The following is a 20,298-nucleotide window of genomic DNA, read 5'->3' on the forward strand; positions in this document are numbered from 1 at the left end:
CCCGGCGAACCGCTCGTCAGGGGCCGCCCCGTACTGGCCTGGGAGCCGGTGCACTCCCCGGTCGGGGGCGACTACGCGCTGCTCGCCGTCTCGAACCTGCCGAACCCCGCCGCGGCGCCCGCCGCCACCGTCCGCCCCGGCGAGCCGCTCTGGCTGGTCACCGGGCACGCCGGCGGCCTGGCGCTCGACCAGGGCGTGGCACGGCACGCCGACTCCGACGGGTTCGACGTCGACGCCATGCCGGTCGACAAGGTGCTCGCCACGCTCGCCCTCGATAAGACAGGCCGGCCGGTCGGGATCGGACGCACCGGCCCGACCGGCGGGCCGACGCGATTCGACCCGCTCGACGAGCTGGCGGGCCCGCTGGAGTGGACTTCGCGCACGCTGGACCGAGCGCTGTGGCGGGCCACGCTGGACAGGGCTTACCTCGAGCTGGACGTGGCCGCCGGGTGGGTCGCCGAGAACCACTCCACCCTGGCTCATACCGCGCTGGATCGGGCATTCGAGCTGCTCACACAGCTGGACGTCTGGTTGCGCGCCAACCCGATCGGCGCACGGCACGCCGGCCGGATGCTCGGTGCCCGCCGCGACCACGCCCTCCGGCTGGCCATCTCGGTGGCCGCGACGATCCCGGCCGGCGACGCCACGGCCCGCACGCGGCGACCGGGCGAGCGGACGCCGGCCCCGGTACCCCACGGCGCGGTGTTGCCGGTCCGCTCCGGCGGCATCTCGCGCGGCGTTGCCTGGGCGATCGGCCCGAGGCTGTGGGTGAGTACGCCGGGCGCGTTCGCCTCGCCGGACGAGATGGGCACGGCCACCCTCGGGTTCGACCCGGTCGGCCGGGTGCTCCCGACCGAGCCGGCCGACCACGGCGAGCACACGGAGCTCGCCGAACGGGCCGTCGCGATGTTCAGCTCCCTGCACGGCCGGCCGAGTGGGACCGCCGTGTTGTTCCAGAAGCCCGCCACCCCCGGGCCGGCCCCGAACCTCACCCTGTCCGACGAGCCGGTCCAGCCCGGGCAGCGGATGCTCGTGGTCGGCCATGACGGCGCCGGCATGCGGCTGCACGCCGGGCTCCCGGTGATCGCGGTGGGCAAGGCCACCCTCACGCTGCGCGCCGAGCTGGACTACCCGGCGCTCGGTGCCCCAGTGATCGGGATCGGCGGGGTGGTCGGCATGGTCGAGCACGTCGACGCCGACACCGGCCTCGTCGTCGCGTCCCGTGCGGCGCTACTCAAGGTGGCCGCCGAGGCGCACCGGCCGAGCCGGCTGGCGGCCCTGGTCAAGAAGTACGCCCACCGCTGGGGCGGCTCGCTGGCCCTGGTCGGTGGCGAGTTCTCCGACACTCCCAGCCACGTGGCCCAGATCATCGTCGGCACGGTCCTCGCCGTCATCGCCGTGACCTGGATCGCTGTTCGGATCTGGCACCGGACGCGACGCCCGCGCTCGCCGGCGACGACCGAGGCCGGGCCGGGCCCGAACACCGAAACGCTGCGCACACACGTCGACGCCGACGCCGGTACACCGACGGATGAACCGCACACCGGTGTCCCGACCGCGGCGCTGACCGGTCCCACCGGAGGTTACGGCAGCGCTGTCGCCATCGGCAGGCAGTCCGACGTGGAACGGTTGCTGGTGGACCGGGCATTGCGGCTGCTTCGGTCCTACCTGCGGCCGCTGGAAGAGATGACGGATCAGATGCCGCGCGGCGCGACGGCGGTGCTGGTGTTGGACCTGGAGTTCGAACAGATCGGCGCGGCGCTGGCCTCGGCCGGGATGGCAGGCGCCGAGATCCCCCAGGTATTGGACGCGCTGCGGCGGCTGGTGATGTCCGGCCGGCACGCCGAAGGGGTCGCGGTGATCACCCGGGGGATGCTCGTGGAGCTGCTCCGGTACCAGGCGACCGGGTGGGCGGACTTCGACGAGTGGTGGGTGTGGCTGCTCAGCTACGTGCGGGACGTCCACCTCGACGAGGACGCCGGCAGGATAGTCGGCGGGTTGCTGCTGGCCAGGTTGCAGGCGCTGCATGAGGGTCGCGGTGACCACCTGACCGGCGGACGGCTGGTGGTGGGCGGTGGGCGGGCGCGCGGCCACCAATTCGTGAGCGAGCTCGATGTTGCGCTCAACAACTTCGAGGGGGCCGAACCGGACACGCACGCCGACATCGCAGCGGTCGCGTTGCCCACCGAGCACTACCCGGAGGTGTTCGGCCAGAATCTCCCGTACAACGCGTTCACCGGAGCCCGGGTTGGCGCCCTTGCCGAAATGATGGCGTCGTTGCGGGTCGGTGGATCGCTGCTCATCAGCGCCGGCGATCCGGCGGGGCCCCACCTACGGGAGATCGTCAAGCTGCTGATCCAGCTCGGCGCTGGCGACTCCGAGGTGGACTGGGTGAGAGGGCACGGGGTCCGGATAGTCGCGGTCAAGCTCCGGCCCACCCCACAAGCGGCCTACCGCCAGGTGTACGCGCTGGCCGCGGCAAGGGCGCAAGCGCTCCTCGATGGTCAATCACCCGACGAGCCGCAACCCTTGTGGTTCAGTGAGGCGCTCGCACTGAGCCGCCGCGGCGAAGATCTGTCCAGCTGGGTGCCCGCCGTGCTCGCGCATGCCCGAAGCCGCGCCCAGGCCGGCGGTGGGCACCTGATCGCGGTGAACCGGCGGGGGGAGCCGGTGACCGATGAGCGATATGCGTCGGTGGTGGCCGACGTGGTGGCCGAGATGCGAGACGAGGACAAGGACGAAATCGCGACCGCAAGCGCGGCGGAGTTCGCGGCGGCCAGCCCGTTGTGGCGGTGGAGCGACGCCGGGGTGGGATTCGAGCTGGCCAACGGGCTCAACGCGCGGGTGGCACGTCGACTGGCCGAGCTGGAGCTGGGGCTGGAGCCGGTGACGGTGGTGTACTTCGCCGACCACACCCTCAGGCGGGTGGTGGCCGACCGGGAGCTGTTCGTCGAGCGGATCAGCCGCCTCAGCACTCGGACCAGGATCTTCGCCGAAGCACACGAGCTGGCCCACTTTGCCAACCCGGACGCGGCCGACCACGACGTGTGGGAGCACCTGCCATCCGAACCCGGCGTGCGCGCCGAGCTGGCCGCCCTGGCCGAGGACGCCCAGGCCGCCCCGGTCACGGTGAGCGCGGCGGACGCACGGCGGCTGGTGGACAACGCACGGCGGACGGCCGACTCGGTGAGGCAGCTGGCCACGCAGCAGCTGGAGGGCTGGCAGCTCAACCAGGACGACAGCGAGGAAAACCAACATCGCGCCCGGCTGTCCCAGGCACTGGCCGAGCTGGACACCGCTGCGGCCGCGCTGGCCGGGCTGAACCCGGCCGACATTCCGGCCGACCTGTGGCCGGCGGTGTTGCGGGCCTGGTACGAGGCGCTGCGCCGGCAGCGCATCGACGTTCGGGAGCGCTACCTCGCCCAGCTCGGCGCGCTGCTCGCCGAGCACGTTGCGACCGACCCCCAGCCGGCGTCCGAACTGGCGCTACGACTCGGCATTGACGAGGACACCGTCCGCGACGCCGCGCGGGCACACCCCCACCACCTGCGCGAGGGCGCCCCGGACTGGAGGGTCGAGGGCGTTTCGATCGAGGCGATCCCGCCTGCCGCCTCGGCGGGATGGCGCCCGGTGCCGCACGACGGCAATCCCGGCTCGATCCTCGGCTCGCTGGTCAAGGTGACCGTCGAAGACGGTCGCGGCACGGGCGTCGTCGTGGGCGACGGCCTGGTCCTGGTAGACGCCCAACTGATCCTCTCGTACCGGGACCTGGTCGACCAGACCCCACGGATCGTGACGGTGGATGACCTGCCGGTCACCGCAATAATCATCCGGGATGGGCTGGCGGCACTGGTGGTCCCCGGACTGCCCCGGCCGGCGGTGCCGGTGGAGCGGGAGGCGATCGAGCCCGGATCCGAGGTCGTCGTGGTGCTCGACCACGGCATGGACCGAATCCTCAGCTACCGTTCGGTCGCCGCCGCCCGGGACGGGTACCTCACCATCCAGCTGGCGCGCGGGCCACCGGTCTTCGCGATCCTGGTCAGCCCCGATGGCGGACTACGCGGACTGCACGTTCTGGCGGGTGAGCCGGACGGCGAGGGCCTGCAGTTCGCCGGGCCGGACCGGGTGGCTGAGTTCGTCGGACATGCCTCCGGGGTGCGCGAGGACCTGCGCTGGCTGGTCGGCTGGCTGCGCACCCGGGGGGGCACCGAGCTGCCGGTGGCTGACCTGCGGCGGGCGCTGGCCGAACGCGGGATCCTCATCTCCCCCGCCGACCTGGCGTCCATGCTCGCCGAGCTGGCCAATCCCGCTGCCGACCACCCGATGGCCAGCGACCCAGGCAGCGGGCTCACCACCGAGGACGCCGAGCGGCGGCTGGCCCGCGGTGTCGAACCCGGTCCCGAGCCGACGGCCTTGGTGGGCTTGATCCCGATCGCGCCGATGGCCGACCTCGGCGGCCACCAGCTGTCCGGCAACGACACCGCCCAGGCGGCGGACTCGATCGGTTCCTGGCTGATCACGGTGCTCAACAGCCCGCACGGACCGCCCGCCTCGGTGCCCGGGTCATCGTCGGCTGGCCTAGTCACGGCCGTGGTGCTGGCCGTGACCGTGCTCGTGATCGTCACCGCGCTAGTCGGATGGCTGTACCGCGACCGCATCCGCGATGCGCTCACCAGGCTGCCCGCCTGGGCGCGCACCGTCCTGAAGGTCGGCGCACTGTTCGGCGCCGGCCTCACCGCCGTTGCGCTGATAGCCGTCGGCGACGGCCCGATGGCCACCGTGGCCGGGCTGCTCCTGATCGCCGGGACGTTCCCGGCCGTGCGGCACCCGGCGTGGGCACTAATCCGGACCCTTCCGGAGAGGCTGGCCGCGCCCTGGCGCCCTGGCGCCCCGACCGCCCACCGGGTCCGGGCAGTGAGACTGGCCGCCGGCGCCGCGCTGGTGGTGTTCGCCGCGATCACCCCGGCCATGGGCATGGTGCTGAAGTTGGCCTCCACCATGGCCATGACCACCCGGGCCAACATCGGGATGCTGCGGGTACTGCCCGGTGGCTGGTCAGGGCGCATCGAGAACTGGACATCGCTCCATGTCGCGCTGCTCGGCGCGCACACCCTGACTCTGATCACCAGCATCCACGCCAACATCCCCGACTCCTCCACCATGGGCGGCTGGGAGTACTGGGAGACCCTCGGCTTCGCCGTGTCTCACGTCGGGTTCGTCTTCGGCGACAAGCTGCCCCGGACCGCCGCCGCCGACCTTGACAGCCTCGACCCCCACGTCAACAGCGCCCACCGACGCTGGACCCGGTTCGGCGCCCTGGCCCTGTTCGACCTCGCCCACTGGTCCTGGCTGACCCGCCTGGCCCTGGACCAGGGCTTCCTGCCCGCCGCCCTGCACGGCGACTGGTTGAAGGGCACGATCCTGGTCACCATCAGCTCGATGGCCGGCGCCATCTTCTTCCAGGCCCGCGACGCCGGCTACAAAGCCCGCGATAAGTCCTCCCGCGACCGCCTATCCCGAGGCAACGGCTGGTTCGACAACGGCGCCATGTTCATCGCCTCCACCGGGCTCATGGCGCTCCAGAGCTCCACCGCTGCCTACATCGTCATGACGGTCCTGGCCCTCATCGACGCCGCCATCTTCTGGGCCATCCTGCGCCACGACCGACCATCCACGGCCAAGGCCGGCGGCGCCCAGACGTTGCGGGGCCTGTGGTTGGACGTGAACTGGTGGATCTACCGTGCCGGCGTTCGGACGCTGGCATCCCCGCCGCGCTGGCTCTCACGGATCACGCTGGCGCTGGTCGACTCGCTGGTGGAAGAGATCAGAAATGCCGTTCTCGCGCGTACCGCTCCCGGCCGCAACCACCTGCCGTTCGGCACCGCGGCGACGCTGATCCGGGTGGGTGATCGGGGTCGGTTCCCGATCCGGGGCGCCCGCGCCGAGATCGGTCGTGATCCGAGTGTGGACATCGCCATCTCCGACCGGAGGCTGTCACCCAAACACGCGGAACTGCGCTTCGACAACGGGCGCTGGTACGTCGTCGCCACGGGCGCAAAGAACAAGATCAAGATCAGGGGCACTGGCACGTCCGTGACGGTTACCGGAAGTCAAGAGGTCCGGCCTGGCCAACGACTGAAACTCGGTGGTGCCGAATACACCCTGCGGGTGACGACCGGGCTTCGCGGCTACCTGCTGTGGCTCGGTCGATCCGTGCCGAGGTGGCGGTTCCCCGGACACGCGCTGGGCATCGCCAGCGTTATTGCCGTCGGCACGGTGGTCGGGCTGGTGCTGTTCGCCGCCCTTGCCCCGGTATGGGCCGACTCTTTCGGTACGGGCGCGGTCAGGAGTCCTTTGGCACACGCGGCGCCCCACGACACGCCGTTGGCGTTGCTCGCCATGGGACTCGGTGCGCTGGTCGTCGCGGTGTCCGCGCCCTGGTGGGCGCGGTCGTTGTTGCGCCAAGCCGGCATGGGTGACCAGCGGGAACGTTCTCCGCCGCCCTCCGCTCAGGTCGCGGACCCGACGACCACGACCCAAGCCCCGCGCACACCTCGGTGGGTGACGCGGATGGCTCTCGTGATGACCGCGATCGTCATCCTGTTGCTCGTCGCTGGTGATGCCGCGGCGTGGGCCGCAGGAGAGCTGGCGCGCACCGATGGCCCGGTCGGCGTGGCGCGGGGGCTGGCGGATCTCGTTTCGGTGCCCACGCTCGGCGCGCTCGTCGTCCTCGGCGCCGCCGCTGTCTACGGGCAGGCGATGGCCGGGCGGTTCACCCGGGTGGCCGGCGCGGGGATGGTCGCGGGGGTTGGCGCGGTGGTGATCGGCCTCGCCCCGGCCGCTGTGGCTGTCGGGCTGTTCGCCGTGGTTGTCGCGGTCCAGGTGGCGAACGCGGCCGATCGGGGCCGGCTGCCGGCCCAGCCGGGCGAACCCTGGTACCGGCACGGACTCTGGTCCGGGGCGGTCAGGGAGGTCGGGGTTGGCCTGTTCGCGGGTGCTTCGGCGGGGGCCGCCGGGCTCGGCGTGTTGGCCAGCGGCGGGATCTCCGGTGGGCCGGCGGTGCTGCTCGCCGGTGTCGCCACGCTGGCCGCGCTCGCGATGGGTCCGGTGGTTCGCCTAGCCCGTCGAGCGCTGAACGGGGCTCCCCGGCCACGGAGCCCACCGAATCCGCTGGCGCTAGCGGGGTCGGCCTCGCTCGACACCGCCGAGTCGGACGTACTGGCGTTGCGTGCCGTCGACCCGTCGTTCGCGGACCTGTGGTCGCGGTCGGAAGCCACCCCGGAGAATGTCGCGGACGTGCGCGGGCGGATCCCCTCCGAGGTGCTCGCCAACAACAGGGCATTCGCCGACCAGGTGATCGAGCTGGTTGCGCGGCTCCTGTGGATGGTCGACGAACAGTTCGGGCGAGACATGGCCTCGGCCAAGATGCGCGCCGGAATCATCCATCGCGTGCTGAGCTTCTATCATCACGGTCAGCATTCCCGCGACGTGATCGAATTGACGATCGCATACGCGCTGCGGCGGCTCAAGGCCGAGCCCGGCATCTACTCCGACCACGAGCTGTTGCTGTTGCTGGTGGCGGCCGCCGGGCACGATGTCGTGCAACTGCACGGCCGGGGAACCGACGAGCGGCTGGCCGCCGCCGTGGTCTCCACATTGATGTCCCAGTTCACCGAGCTGTCGGGCACCGCGCATCGCCGGTTCGTCTACGAGGTGATCTACGCCACCCGATTCGACGAGACAACCAAATCTCAGGGCGCTCGCCGGGACCGGCGAGGGGAGGTCGCCATCGCCGTCGGCGACCTCGCGCTGTGGCCGCTTGACCGTCCGCTGCAAGGCCTCTTGCTGGGCATCGAAGAGTTCCTGAAGACCAACAACAGGTTCAACGTCGACCTTCACGCGGAGGCCGAGGCCGCCGGCTTTGAACTGACTGAAAAGACCGCGCGCGAGATCTTGGAGTTCATCTGGACGATCCCCACTCTCCGCGCCGCATTCATCAAATACATGAAAGGCCAAGAAGGCTTCTTCAGAAGCCATCGGTACCTCGACAACAGGGTCGACAGCTGGTTCCCCGGCCGCCTCGCGAATGCCGCATTCAATGCACGGCTCGCGGTGTTGCTCAGGAGCCGTCTGATCACCGCGCCCGAGGCGTACGACGCGGCGGTCGAGTACGCCGAAGGCCAGCCCGACCCGGCCGTGATCGTTCGCGCCGAACAGCGCCTTCGTACCCGGACGATTGTGAGACGTGTGCTGCTGGTCGTGGGTGTCGCGGTCGCCGGCTGGGCGGCGTGGGGCGTGCTCTGGCCCGCCATTGCGTATGGGGACGTGGGCTACACCGACCCCCAGATCTCCTGGGGTGGGGTCGCCGTGGTGGTGGCCTGGCTCGCGGCCACAGCGGCGGTCGTGGCGGTGGGCCTGGTGGGCGTCGGGCGGCTGACCCGCAAGATCATCGACCAGCGTCGCGGCGCGCGTCGAGACGACCTCCAGCAGCCGGCGAACGTGCTGGACCCGACGGCGCTGATCGCGCCGGAGCCAGAGCTGTCCGTGCCGGCTCCCCGAAGCGGGCCGACGCACGGCGACCTTCTCGCGCACCGGCTCGAAGCGTCGGCGGCCATGCTGGCCCGGGCCCGCGACCAGTCTGAGCGCGGCGCGGACGAGCGGGCGTTGTCCCTGCTCGCCACGGTCCTGCGCGATCTCGGCGACGCGTCGCGCGAGGCCGGCGAGTCGCACATCTCAGAGCCGGGCGATAACCGGCTGGCCGACCTGATAACCATCACCGACCGGGATGCGACCGAGCTGGCCACCGAGCTGGCCACCCCACCGGTGCTGCTGCGGCTGGCCAGGCGGGCCGCGCGAGCGCTGGACGAGCACGGCGGCCGGCTGCCCCTGACCGAACTGGCCGCCGAGGTTCGGGCGCCGTCCGGGCTGGTCGAGTCCGCCGTGGCGCAGCCCCACTCCATGCTGGTCGCGCACGCCGATGGTGACACCGTGACGATCAGCCTGCTGTCGACATCGCCGACGGTGCCGGCGCCGCCGGCCGCCACCGACCTCCCCGGGCTGACGCTGCCGGACGAGCTGTTCGGCACGGACGGACGGCTCACCCGGCTGGCCGGGCGGTGGCTGTTCGGCCGGTACCGCGCGCTGACCGATGACGAACGCGCCCGGTGGCTGGTGGAACTGGTAGCGCACGGTGTCACGGCTGCCACCGCCCCCGTCGCGGCCAACGACGAGGTCGACATCTACCAGGTGGACATCGAGGTACCGGCCGGGCTGCAGATCCTCGACGAGGACGGCCGGCCCACCGCTCGGCTGGAGCTGGTGGTGAACCGGAGGTGGCGGCGGACCGGGCGGGTGGCGAACGTCTACCCCGCCCTCGCCGCCGAGATGGCCTCCCCGCCGGACGCGCCGACGGAGTCGATACCGACAGTCGAGTTGGACGACGAGCCGATCGGCGGCGGCTGGGCCTTCGCCGGTGACCTGATCATCACCCCGCTGCCGCATCCGGACGGCGCCGGTCACCTCACCGACGAGCACAGGTCCAGGTTGAGCGTGGACGGCAACCACGTGCACGCGGCCACCATGATCAAACCCGACGGGTCGCGGCCTGGCGGGGACCCGGTGGCACTCGCCCGTGCGCCGCGGCTCGTCCAACGGCAGCACGCCGAGTTCTCCGAGCATCTCGACCTGTTCATGCTGTACGTGCCGGATCAGAACGCCACCCCGCTGCCGGCCGCCACCGCGGAGGCGGTCGCCGGGGATCGGGTGCTGGTGGTCGGCCGCGACCCCGCCGGCGCCCGGGTGGCCAGCCTCGCCCCGGTGCTCGCCGCCGGGCCGGTCTCGATCACCCTGTCCGCGCCGCTCGCCCGGGCCGAGCTGGGCAGCGTACTGCTGGACCCGGACGGCCGGGTGCTCGGCGTGGTCACCCACGTCGACCCGGACACCGGACTCGTCACCGCAGTGCCCGCGCCGCTGCTGGCGCCGGCCGCCGAGCCGACCCCGAAGCAGATGCTGGTCCGCGTCAAGTTGTTGCTCGACGTGGCGGTTGAACGAGCCGCCATCGGCCAGCCCGTGCGTACCCGCGACGCAATGCGCAACGCCGAGGCGCTCCTGGACCAGCTCGGCGCCGAGCTGGCCACCACCCACCCTGACGAGCACCGCGACCAGCTCTTCGAGGTGCTGCTGGACTCCGCCGAGCGGTGGTGGCGGCTGCTCGACCAGTTCGGCCTCCCTCCGTCCAACACCGCCGCGAACCGGCGCGCCGCCGACCTGGCTCACGCGCTTCGCGCCGCGACCGACCCCGACCTGTTCATCGAGGCCGCCGCCGCGTTCGACCGCCCGGACCAATGGCGGCTGCGCCTGCACTACCGGTATGAGCCGGCCCGCTTCCTAGCGAACTACCGGACGATCAGCGAGCGGGCCCCGCCACCGGCCACCGAGGAAGAGGCCCGCGCCGCGCGTGCCCTGGCCCACACGGCCATCACCGAGCTGGTCCGGCGGCTCCCGGCCGAGCAGTCCGCACCGCTGATCGAGCCATTGCGGTACTGGACCGAGCCCGACGAACCGCCGGCCGGATTGCCCAGGCTCCTCAGGCTGGAGCTGCCCGACGAGGGCGAGGTGCCTCCGTCGACCGTGCCCGCCCTCGTGGTGGCCCACCATCACCTGCGCCAGGGTTCACGGCCGGACCGGCCACCGCCCAACTCGGCCGGCCTGCCGGCGGGTGTGGTGCTTCTCGCCGGCGCCGCGACCGCGCTCGTGGCCGGCGCCCCCGGCGTGGCGGCCGTGCTCGCGGCGGCCGGGCTCCTGGTGCTCGTCGCCGGTGATGCCGTGCACGCGGCGACGGTACGGAGGCGCTCCGGGGCGCTGGGAGGGAGCTCCGCGAGCCGGAATGAGGCCAGCGTTGGCGACCTCGGCGTCGGTTTGGCTCGGTTCGACCGGTTCCCCGTCCACCTGCACCCGGACCTACGACAAGCCGAGGAGTGGACCCGCCAGGCCCTGAAGCAGCCCGGCGATCTCGACAAGTCCGCGACCTGGCGCATGGCCCGAGACCTGCTGCGGGAGCTGGCCCTTGAACTGGCCGGCTCCCGGCCGGACGCGGCGCCCACGACCCCCCACGCCGACCCGCTCGACGCGTTCACCATCGACGGGTGGGACGGGCTCGACGAGCGGGTCAAGGCCGCGTTCACCTTCGCCTACGCCACGCTGATGGACAGCGGCCCCGGCGTGTGGCTTCGGCGGGCCGCCGGTCGAGTTCGGGTGGAGCTGTTGTCCGACGACGCCTTCGCCTCCCGCTATCGCGAGCTGCACGGGCGCGGTCCCACGCCACCGCTGGCGTTCGCGGACCTCGACTTGCGGCTGTTGGTGTTCCGGCGGTCCGCGTTCCTGTTCAGTCCGCGCGAAGCCGACGGGCTGGTCCCCAAGGTGATCGACGCGATCATCTATCTGTTGCACGAGTGGGTACATCTTGCCGACCGGACTCCGATCACAGACAACGACATTCGCCCGCTGGAGCGCAACGCCTTCTGGATCCAACGCATCCTGCGGCAGGCCTTGGTCGAGCGGGGCCGCCTTGCCGCGCGAGAGCATGCCCAGCGGCTCGACTTCGCCGAACCGCTGCCGGCGCGCGAGCACGACGACGCTCTGATCAGGCAGTGGGTGATGGTCGAGTTCTGGGACGCGCTGGTACGGGCCTGGCGCCCGGAGCAGCCGGCGCCAGCGGATGTTCAGCTACCACCCGGTTACGATCGGCTCGCTGACGGCGGCGATCATCACGTCCTCGACCACCGAGGCGAGGACGACCCCCCGGACGCCGAGCTGGTGGCTCAGGTGCACCAGGGATCCCCGGAAGCCCGCCGCGCCTACGGACTGCTGTACGAACGTCACCGGGACTCCGCCTACGCGTTGGCACGCCAGCTGTCCACAGACATAACCACGTGGGACGACCTGGTGTCGGAGGCGTTCCTCAAGGTCTTCGAGTATCTGATGCGCGGTGGCGGGCCGCCCATCCGCCACTTCCGCGCCTACCTGCGTACCACGATGCGTCACATCAGGTACGACCAGTTCGACCGCGACCGCCGTGTCGATTACTTCGACGACGCCGAGCTAGATTGGCAGGATCGCCGCGCCGATGACTCGCCGCCTGTCGACGATGCACTGATGCGCGGCCCAGACCGCGAGAAGATTGACCGCGCTCTGGCCAGCCTCTCCGAGAGGTGGCGGCGGGTACTCCGGCTCACCGAGGTGGATGGCCTGACCCCGGCGCTGGCCGCCCCCGAGTTCGACATGACCCCGAACTCGGTGTCCGCCCTGGCCTATCGGGCGCGAGAGGGGCTGCTGCAGCAATTCCTGCGCGAACACCTTCCTCCCGAGGCGGACCTGCCCGTGCACTGTCGGGACACGGTGGCGAACCTGCCCCGTTGGGTTCGAGGGACGCTGGTCGGTCGAGCTCGGGCCAAGACCAGCAACCACCTCGACGGCTGCCCGGCATGCCAGCGCTACGCGGCCGAGTTGGGCAAGATCAACGCCAGCATCGCCGAGCACGGAACCAAGCGGCCGCGCGCCGTGGAGGACAGGCACGGTGGCACCGAACCCGACGCCGCGGTGCCGGCGCTCCTCGGCGTGCTGTCCGACGACACGACCATCGGCCGGATCGTCGGCGCGGCCCTGCTCGCCTACGTGACGTGGCGATACGTCATCCAGCCAAGGGCACCACCGTGGCTGCGCGCGCTCCAGGCCTTGCTGAAGGACCGGCTGGCCGCGTGGGGTCGATCGCTGGTCCGGTGGTCGGAGGCGGCGCTGGAGGTCGGCACCGAGACCGAGCGCGGACCCGACCCGCTGACATGGCGAGGGGTTCTTCGCTGGGCGCGGAGCCCGGCGGGTCTCGACATCCTGTCGCGCGTCGGCTTCGCCGTCGGCGTGGAGGCGGTCATCGGCATGATCTGGCCGGCCGCCGCCGGGTACGGCGTGGCCGCCGCGATGGTCCCCGGCCGGTTCGGCTCGTCCCGGGGGAGCAACCCGCTTGCGGAGGCCGAGCGCCTGCTGAGGGAGCTCAACGGACTGCGCGCGGAGGATTCGGGCACCGCGCTGTTGGTCGACGCGGCCACCGCCCTGGCGCACGCCGAGCTGGCGCTGCCCGGGATGTCACCGAGCGAGCTGGAACGTTTCGACGCGGCGGACCGGGCGCTGCGCGGGCTGCGTGACCTCCATCCGGCGCTCACGGCGGCGGAGGTGGACGGCCGGTCCGGGCTCACGTCCGCCTGGCACAACGGCATCGCGGTGTACAAGATCCCGACGGCCGACGGTGTCCTGGTGGTCGATCCGAATGTGGTGACCCGGCTGGCCGAGCGGGCAGCCTGGCTGCCGACGGTGCTGTCCGTGACCGAGCGGCTGCTCTGGCTCCTGGACCTGGTTGCCGGTGCCGCGCGCACGGACCACGAGCGGAGCCGACTCACCGGCCACCTGCTCGTCCGCCGGTTCGACTTCAGTGTGCCGGTGGCGCTGGGGCCGCCGACCAGCGGCGGAGTGACCACCCGTGTGGCCTTGACCACGAGGCGGGCGGACGCCGATACGCAGTCGCTGGTCGGCGTCTACCCGGTCACCGAGAACACCCCCCTCGACCCGACGATCCTGACCAGGCCGGACACCGCGGCCGTCCCGCCCGGCGCCAGCCTCGCCAGCACCCCGACCGCGCCGAGCCCGGACCGGGTCGAGCTGGTCATCCCCCGTCCCGACGGCCTCACCGTCGGCCCGGGCGCGCTGGTCACCGACCGGGGAAGCCGCCGGCACAAGCCCAACGAGGACGCCGGCGCCGTCGCCGCCGCCTCGGGTCGGCTCGTCGTCGTGGTCACCGACGGTGTCGGCTCGTCGGGCAACGCCGACCGAGGCGCCCTGGCGGCCGCCAGGGCCGGTGCCGCCGGCCTGGTCCGTGCCTTCGGCAGCCTCGCGCGCATGACCCGCTACGCGCTCGACGCCGCCCACCGCGACGTGCTGGAGGTGCCGGCCACCGATCGGGGCGCCCCCGCCACCACCTACCTGTCGGCCCTGCTCACCGAGCGAGCGGACGACCGGACCCAAATCCTCCTGGGGTGGAACGGGGACACCGACGCCTACTGGGTCACCCGGACCACGGTGACCTTGCTGACCGCACCACACCACGATCGAAAGAAGAAGCACGTACTCCAGCAGTGGCTCGGTGCGGGCGGCCAGCCCCACCTTGCCGGCGTGCGCGAGTTCATCCCCGACGAGGCCGGGATGCTGGTCCTGGCCAGCGACGGCCTGACCCACTACCTGTCCGAGGAAGCCACCGAGCTCACCGCCATCTCGTCGCTCGACCCGCGTGCGGCCGCCCGGTGGCTCGCCACGTTCGCCGTGCGCAAAGGCGGCGATGACAACATCACCGTCGCCGTCATCCCAGTGCTGGCGCGCACGCGCACCGAGGTAGGCAGCCCCCGTATCGATTCCCTGGACGTCCAGCCAGACTCACCGCCCGTCGACAAGGAACCGGCCCACGGGGGCCCCGCGCCGTTCCGTGTCCGGAACTGGGACTGGCTCAGCCCCGCCGTTCGCCAGCGTTTCCGGGGGGCGGCCTCGCTGGTGCAGGGCAGCGCCCCGGGTCTGCGGCTGGCCGGCACCGGCCCGGTATGGGTGAGCATCCTGCCCGACGCCGAGTTCGAAGCCGCCTGGGCCACCCACTCGAACCTGCCCGCACCGGCCGTGGCCTTCGCGCGCCCGGGCAGGCGGGAGATGGTGCTACGAGAAAGCCTGTTCGCGGCGGCACCGGCCGGCGCCACCGCGTCCATCCTGGCCGCGTTCGACACCGCCGAGGTGGTGCTGCACGAGCTGGTACACCTCGCCGCCCCCATAGCCGACCCGCTGGTGGACGAGCACCACGCGCGGTGGGTAACGAGCCTGGCCGCCGAGGTGTGGCACGCCGGGCTGTCCGGTGACCAGCATCGGATCGAGCGGGCCCACGCCGAGGCGGACGCATGGCGGCCGGGGGAGCTCCCGCCCGCTGGTTACCCGATGCCGGGCCGCTCCGAGCTACCGGACAGCCCGGACGTACGGCTCCACGGTGGCCATGGCCCGCCGGGCGGGCCGCAGGCTATGGACGAGATCGTCGCGCGGCTGGCGGCGTCGTACAACCTGAAGGCCAGCACGGTGTGGCGGGCGTCCGTGGCCGGCACACGAGAAGCGACCCTGGACCTGCACCGCGCGGGGGACGCCTGGCCTCGCGGGCAAGGCATCGACGATCCGGTGGCGATCGGCTGGGTACACCGGCCGAGTGGACGCCGGGTCGTCTCGGTCAGCGCCGACCGGTTCGACCTGATCTTCGACCTGATCGAGCTGGCCGAGCGGGCCGATGATCCGGACCTGACCGCGGCGCTCTCTGGCTGGCTGCGACAGCTCCACCACGACCATCCCGGCACGTCGCGCGACAACCCGGTGCTCACCTACTCCCCGACGGTCGACCACGGCCTGCTGGAGCGGGCAAAGGCCAGGGCGGCCAAGCTGATCGGGCTGATCAAGCAGGCCTGGCGACACCTGCACCGGGCCGCGCACGCGATCTCCGCCGTCGACCGCGCCCTGATCGATGGCGAGGACGCCGAGGCCCCGTCAATTGCGGCGCGGGAGGCGCTGGACGAGTTCCGGTCGGTGATGGACAAGGCGCGACGGATCGAGCGAGCAACGTGGTCCACCTTCGCCCTGGCAGTCACGATCGCCGTCGAGATCGAGAACAAGATGACCGAGGAGCCGATGGGCGCCGTGGTGCATGAGCTCCTCGCCGGTCCTGCCGGTCCTGACGGGCCTGCGGAACGTCGGTACTCGGCGATCTTGATGATCGAGAACGCCGCGCTCTACCTGGACTGGGGGGCCAGGGACTTGGCGGCGGACTGGTTGACGCGCGCGGAGGACCTCCTGAACCGTGCCGACGAGGAGGACACCGACGAGGAAACCGTCCGTGCCGTGGCCACTGCCCGGGACTGGCTCGGCGACCGCTCCGTGTACGAGCTGAGCGGCGCTGACACCACGACCACGGCGGACGAGATGTGGTCGAACGCGCACGCGCGGAGCCCCAACGGGGCGTTGGGCACGACGCTCGGGGACCGGCTGCGGGCGGTGGCCGAACATCTGCGGTCCGTGCTGGGCTGGGCGATCGCGGTGGTGGCCGTCATGTCGGCGGCCGTGCTGGGCGTCCTCGCCGACTCCCATCCGGCGGTGACGGACGCGGCGAGTGTCGTGCGGGGCACCCCCTCGCCGGCCGGGAACACGGCGGCGTTGTCGGTGGTGGGGCTGTTCACGCTGGCGCGGCCGGTGCGGGCGCTGGTGCGGCGATGGTGGCCGGCGGGCCAGGACGGCTGGTTGGTGCGCTGGGCTCGCGGCCCGCCGGACCTGGCCGTTGAGCTGGCACGGATGGATGCCCGGCTGGACAAGGCCTACCGGCGGTGGTTCGACGCGACGGACCCGTCCGGGCGTCGACGCGCGGCCAGGCAGGTGCGGCGGGCGCAACACCGGCTGGAGGGGCTGTGGACCGAGCTGGCGCGCGCGGAGCACCCGAACGAGCGGTCCGCTCCGGAGGAGCTCGGCCAGGTGCTCGCGGGCCTGGTGGCGACCGGGGAGCCGATCGTGGTGGTCTCCGGCATCGACGTGGCGCGGGGGGTGCCGGCGGCTTCGGCTCGGCCGGCGGCGCTGGTGCCCGGGGCCACCGCCCTGGTTCGCGCCAACGCGGAGCTCGGGGCGTCGGTCGAGGTCGGTATCCGCCAGTCCGACGGCCGGGTGCTGGCGGTGTTCGACCCGGCGTGGGTCGAGGCGCTGGACAGGTTCAACGAGAAGCATTTCAGCCACGCCCTCACCGCCGCCGGGGTTGAGGTCATCGACAAGCTCGGCCCCAGCGGCGAGGAACGGCTGGCGCGCACCTACGACTGGCGCAACACCACGTCACGACCCGGCGACCTGGACCGGTTGGCCGAGCACGCCGAGGCCGACCCTCGGTTCCGGGTGCGGTGGGGGGCAACCTCGTTGACCCTGACCGACGCGTCGATGCCCGACACGGAGGGCTTGGGGGTCACCGTGCTCGCCGGCGATCGCTCCGCCACCCTGAGCATCCACGACCCGGTCGGCTACGCCCGATTGCATCTGGCGCTCAACCGGCTGCTGCTTGCCCATCACGTCGACAGCGACCTCGCGGACGCAGCGACGGCTGGCGACCGGGGCGGTGACCGTGCACCCGAACCGGTCATGGAATCGCGCTCGGAACCGGATGCCTCCCGGATACTCGACGAGGCCTTCCGGCTGGCGAGGCACGGGGCGCGAGAACGCGCTTACCGCCTGTTGGCCGACCTCGTCCAGCGCCTGGACGAGCGGTTACAAGCGCACCGGGAGTCCGCGGCTCGCGCGCATCGGGCATCCGTCGAGGACCCGTCGACCGAGGCTCTCAACCGGCGTGGCCTTGACGAAGAGCTGGCCAGGATCAGCGCCAACCCTGATCTGGGTGGGCGTGGGGTCGTGGTCGCACTGATCGACTTCGACAAGTTCAAAGACTTCAACGCCAGGTACGGCGAAGCGGCCGGGGAAAAGGCGCGCAAGCGGCTCGTCGCCATGCTGAAGGTGGCGCTGCCCGACTCGAAGGTAGTGCTGTGGGGTGGCGACGAGGTCGTCGTCATGCTGCTCAACGCCGACCTCGACAGGGCGGTCACGGCGTTCGAGGCGGTTCGGAAGCGGACCCACACCGAGAAGCGGTTCGGTGGGAGCGTCGCCCCGATCACGACGATCAGCGTCGGGGTGGCCCACACCAGGTCGTTCCCACTCGCCATCGGGCAACTGCGCGAACAGGCCGACCAGGCGCTGTACCAGGCCAAGGACTGGGGTCGCGACCGCGTCGCCTACCTCGACCAGGCAAGCGGCATGATCCGCGACGCGCGGAAACCCGCGAACGCCACCCCGATCGGCCCGACAACGGCCGAGCTCCCCGCGACGTCCGAGGTCGCCGGACGGCCCGTGGTGGAACGGCCCGATCCAGAACGGGTGCTGGCCGAGGTCCATGAATGGCTGGCCGGCCGGGGGCAGTGGCGGCGGGCGCGCGCCGCGGTGGCCCGGTTCGTCGAGGCCTGCGAGGCGTACCACGAGCAGGCCGAGCGGGACCGCGCGGCCGCCAAGCGCGACTATCTCACCAACGCCCTCAACGACAGGGGCTTGAGCCGCCACCTGGACGCGCTCATCGGCGACCCGGTCGCGGCGGGTCGGGGTGTCGCGGTGGCGGTGGTGACCATTGACGACTTCAGCGAGATCAACAACGCCCACGGGCACCCCGCCGGAGACCTCGCCCTGCGGTACGTGGCCAAGACGCTGGCCGAGGAGGTCCCCGGCTCGGAACTCGCTCGCCGCGGCGGGCGAGGTGGCGGGAAGCAGTTCATCGTGGTGCTGGGCGACACCAACCACGCCGACGCGGTCGCCGCGCTCGACACGGCCCGGCGCACGATCCGCCAGGAGAGCGCACAGGAGATCTACACGCGGTCCAAGGGCCAGATCTCCGGTGTGGTGCTCACGACCACCGCCGGCATCGCGCATACCAACGCCCCGGCCGACGACACCGCCGGGCTGATCTTCGAGGCGGGCTCGCTCTACATACGGGCCTGGGAGTCGGGCCGCGACACGGTCGCCTACCACCAGCCAGGCACCGAACGAACCCGGTTCACCGACCCCACCGGCCGCCGAAGCGACCGGTCCGCCGGACGGCCCACCGCGTTGCAGCGACTGCACGCCGCGTTGGTCCGCCTGATCCGGAAGATCCTCGGACATCGGGCGCGGTGGCTGCCCTGGTTCTCCATGATCGTGAGCGTCGTGACCTTGTTGGCCATGTCGAGCTACGGCGGCGGCGCGGATGCGGCGATGGTGGTGTTCGGTGGTTGGGCACTCGCCGACCGGTACGGGTGGGGTCCAAGATCGGTGGGCGCCACGCTGGTCACGCTGGGCACCAGCCGGCGCGGCAAGACCCTGTCGGGGTTGACGGCCGGAACCGGCCTGTCCGAGCCGGACATGCTGCGCCGACTCAGAACGCTCATAGAGTGGCAACTGGTCCGGCGCCCCGCTCCGCCCGGCGACGATGCCCGCTACTTCCTCTACAGGGTCGGCCCTCTGCTGAACGAGCTCGCCGAGTTGCCTGAACAACCGCGGACCTACCGGCATTCCAGGTTGCTGGTCGTCGGTGGCCGGATGGCCGGTGAGACGACCCTGCATCCGCTCTTTTCCGAGACCATCGACATGGCGGCGGATCTCGCCGTCCTCGGCATCGCCGACCCGGATACCTACCTCGATCCGGACCTCGCCAACCGCGCCTTGGACGACGCGATCGTCGCGGTGCTCGGCGCCACACCGCGTGGCGCCACCCTCGCCCACGTGGTCGCCGAGCTGGGATGGTCCGAGCGCTGCCTGCGCCCGAGACTGGGCGCGCTGATGGAGCTCGGGCAGGTGGTCCGCGCTCCGGACGCCAACACCCGGGTGCCGCTGTACCGGCTTCCGGCGCCTCCCGGGCTCGCGCCCGCTCCGAGTTCTCCGGGCGGCGTCCTGCGGGCCATCAACATGTCGGGCCCGGGCACTCGGCGCGAGCTCAGCGAGGCGTCGCGGATCACGGAACGGGAGATCGAACCGAGCCTGACGCTTCTCGTTGACGTGGGACTGGTCGACCGGCGCGGCCAGGCTCCCGACTCCTACGCGCTCTCGGAACGAGGTCTGCAGGCGGCGGGGGCGCTCGCCGGCGAGTCCAAGGATGCCGCACTGACCCGGCTGGACGAGGTGCTCAAAGAACCCGTCAGCCCCGGCACCTTGCGAGCCGCGACGAACAGGCTGCGTGCCGCGCTGCGCGCCGCCTCGGCAACGCTGGCGCGGGGGTTGCCGCTCATTGCCGGCCTCGTGGCCCTGGCCTTTGCGTCGCAGGCCCTGTGGGGCACCGCGAGGAGCGATCGACCATCTCCAGGCGATGCCCCCGCCAAGCACCGAGGAAGAGGGATGACTGGCTCACAGGTCGCCGCCCTCATCCACCAGCCGGGCGACCTCCCGTTGGATCAATCCCAACCGGGCCTCCTTGACCAACGGGATCTCCCGGCGGCGCCGGCGCACCTCGGCCAGGTCGACCTCGGCGGTGGACACGTGCTCAGCGGCCACCGGCGCCTCGGCCATCACGTCGCCCCACGGGTCGATGATGTGCGAGCCGCCCCAGAACCGCAGGTCGCCCTCCACCCCAACCCGGTTCACGAACACCACGTAGAGCTGGAACATCCGCCCGTAGAACCGGGTGATCCCGTGCCA

1 protein-coding gene and 1 pseudogene (1 of these 2 cut by a window edge) are annotated in these 20,298 nt (G+C 71.9%); one reads left to right on the top strand and one right to left on the bottom strand.

Translation table 11 applies throughout. The annotated features are described in order from the left end of the window. Positions 1–18,597 (top strand): annotated as a pseudogene (locus tag N912_RS58855) (MFS transporter) (its annotated part extends 33,846 nt beyond the left edge of the window); the annotation flags it as partial. A gap of 1,410 nt (positions 18,598–20,007) precedes the next feature. Here the strand turns inward: N912_RS58855 and N912_RS66265 are convergent. Then, entirely contained in the window at positions 20,008–20,268 is a 261-nt protein-coding gene (locus N912_RS66265) for a nitrilase-related carbon-nitrogen hydrolase (RefSeq protein WP_245645937.1), read from the bottom strand. Positions 20,269–20,298: the final 30 nt, after the last annotated feature.

The sequence above is a fragment of the Actinospineispora acaciae DSM 45401 genome (assembly GCF_000620785.1).
In the GTDB taxonomy this organism is placed as follows: Bacteria; Actinomycetota; Actinomycetes; order Mycobacteriales; family Pseudonocardiaceae; genus Pseudonocardia; species Pseudonocardia acaciae.

Excerpts from the sequence above, each read along its gene's own strand:
- N912_RS66265 (WP_245645937.1), bottom strand. The coding sequence starts at position 20,268 with ATGTTCCAGCTCTACGTGGTGTTCGTGAACCGGGTTGGGGTGGAGGGC.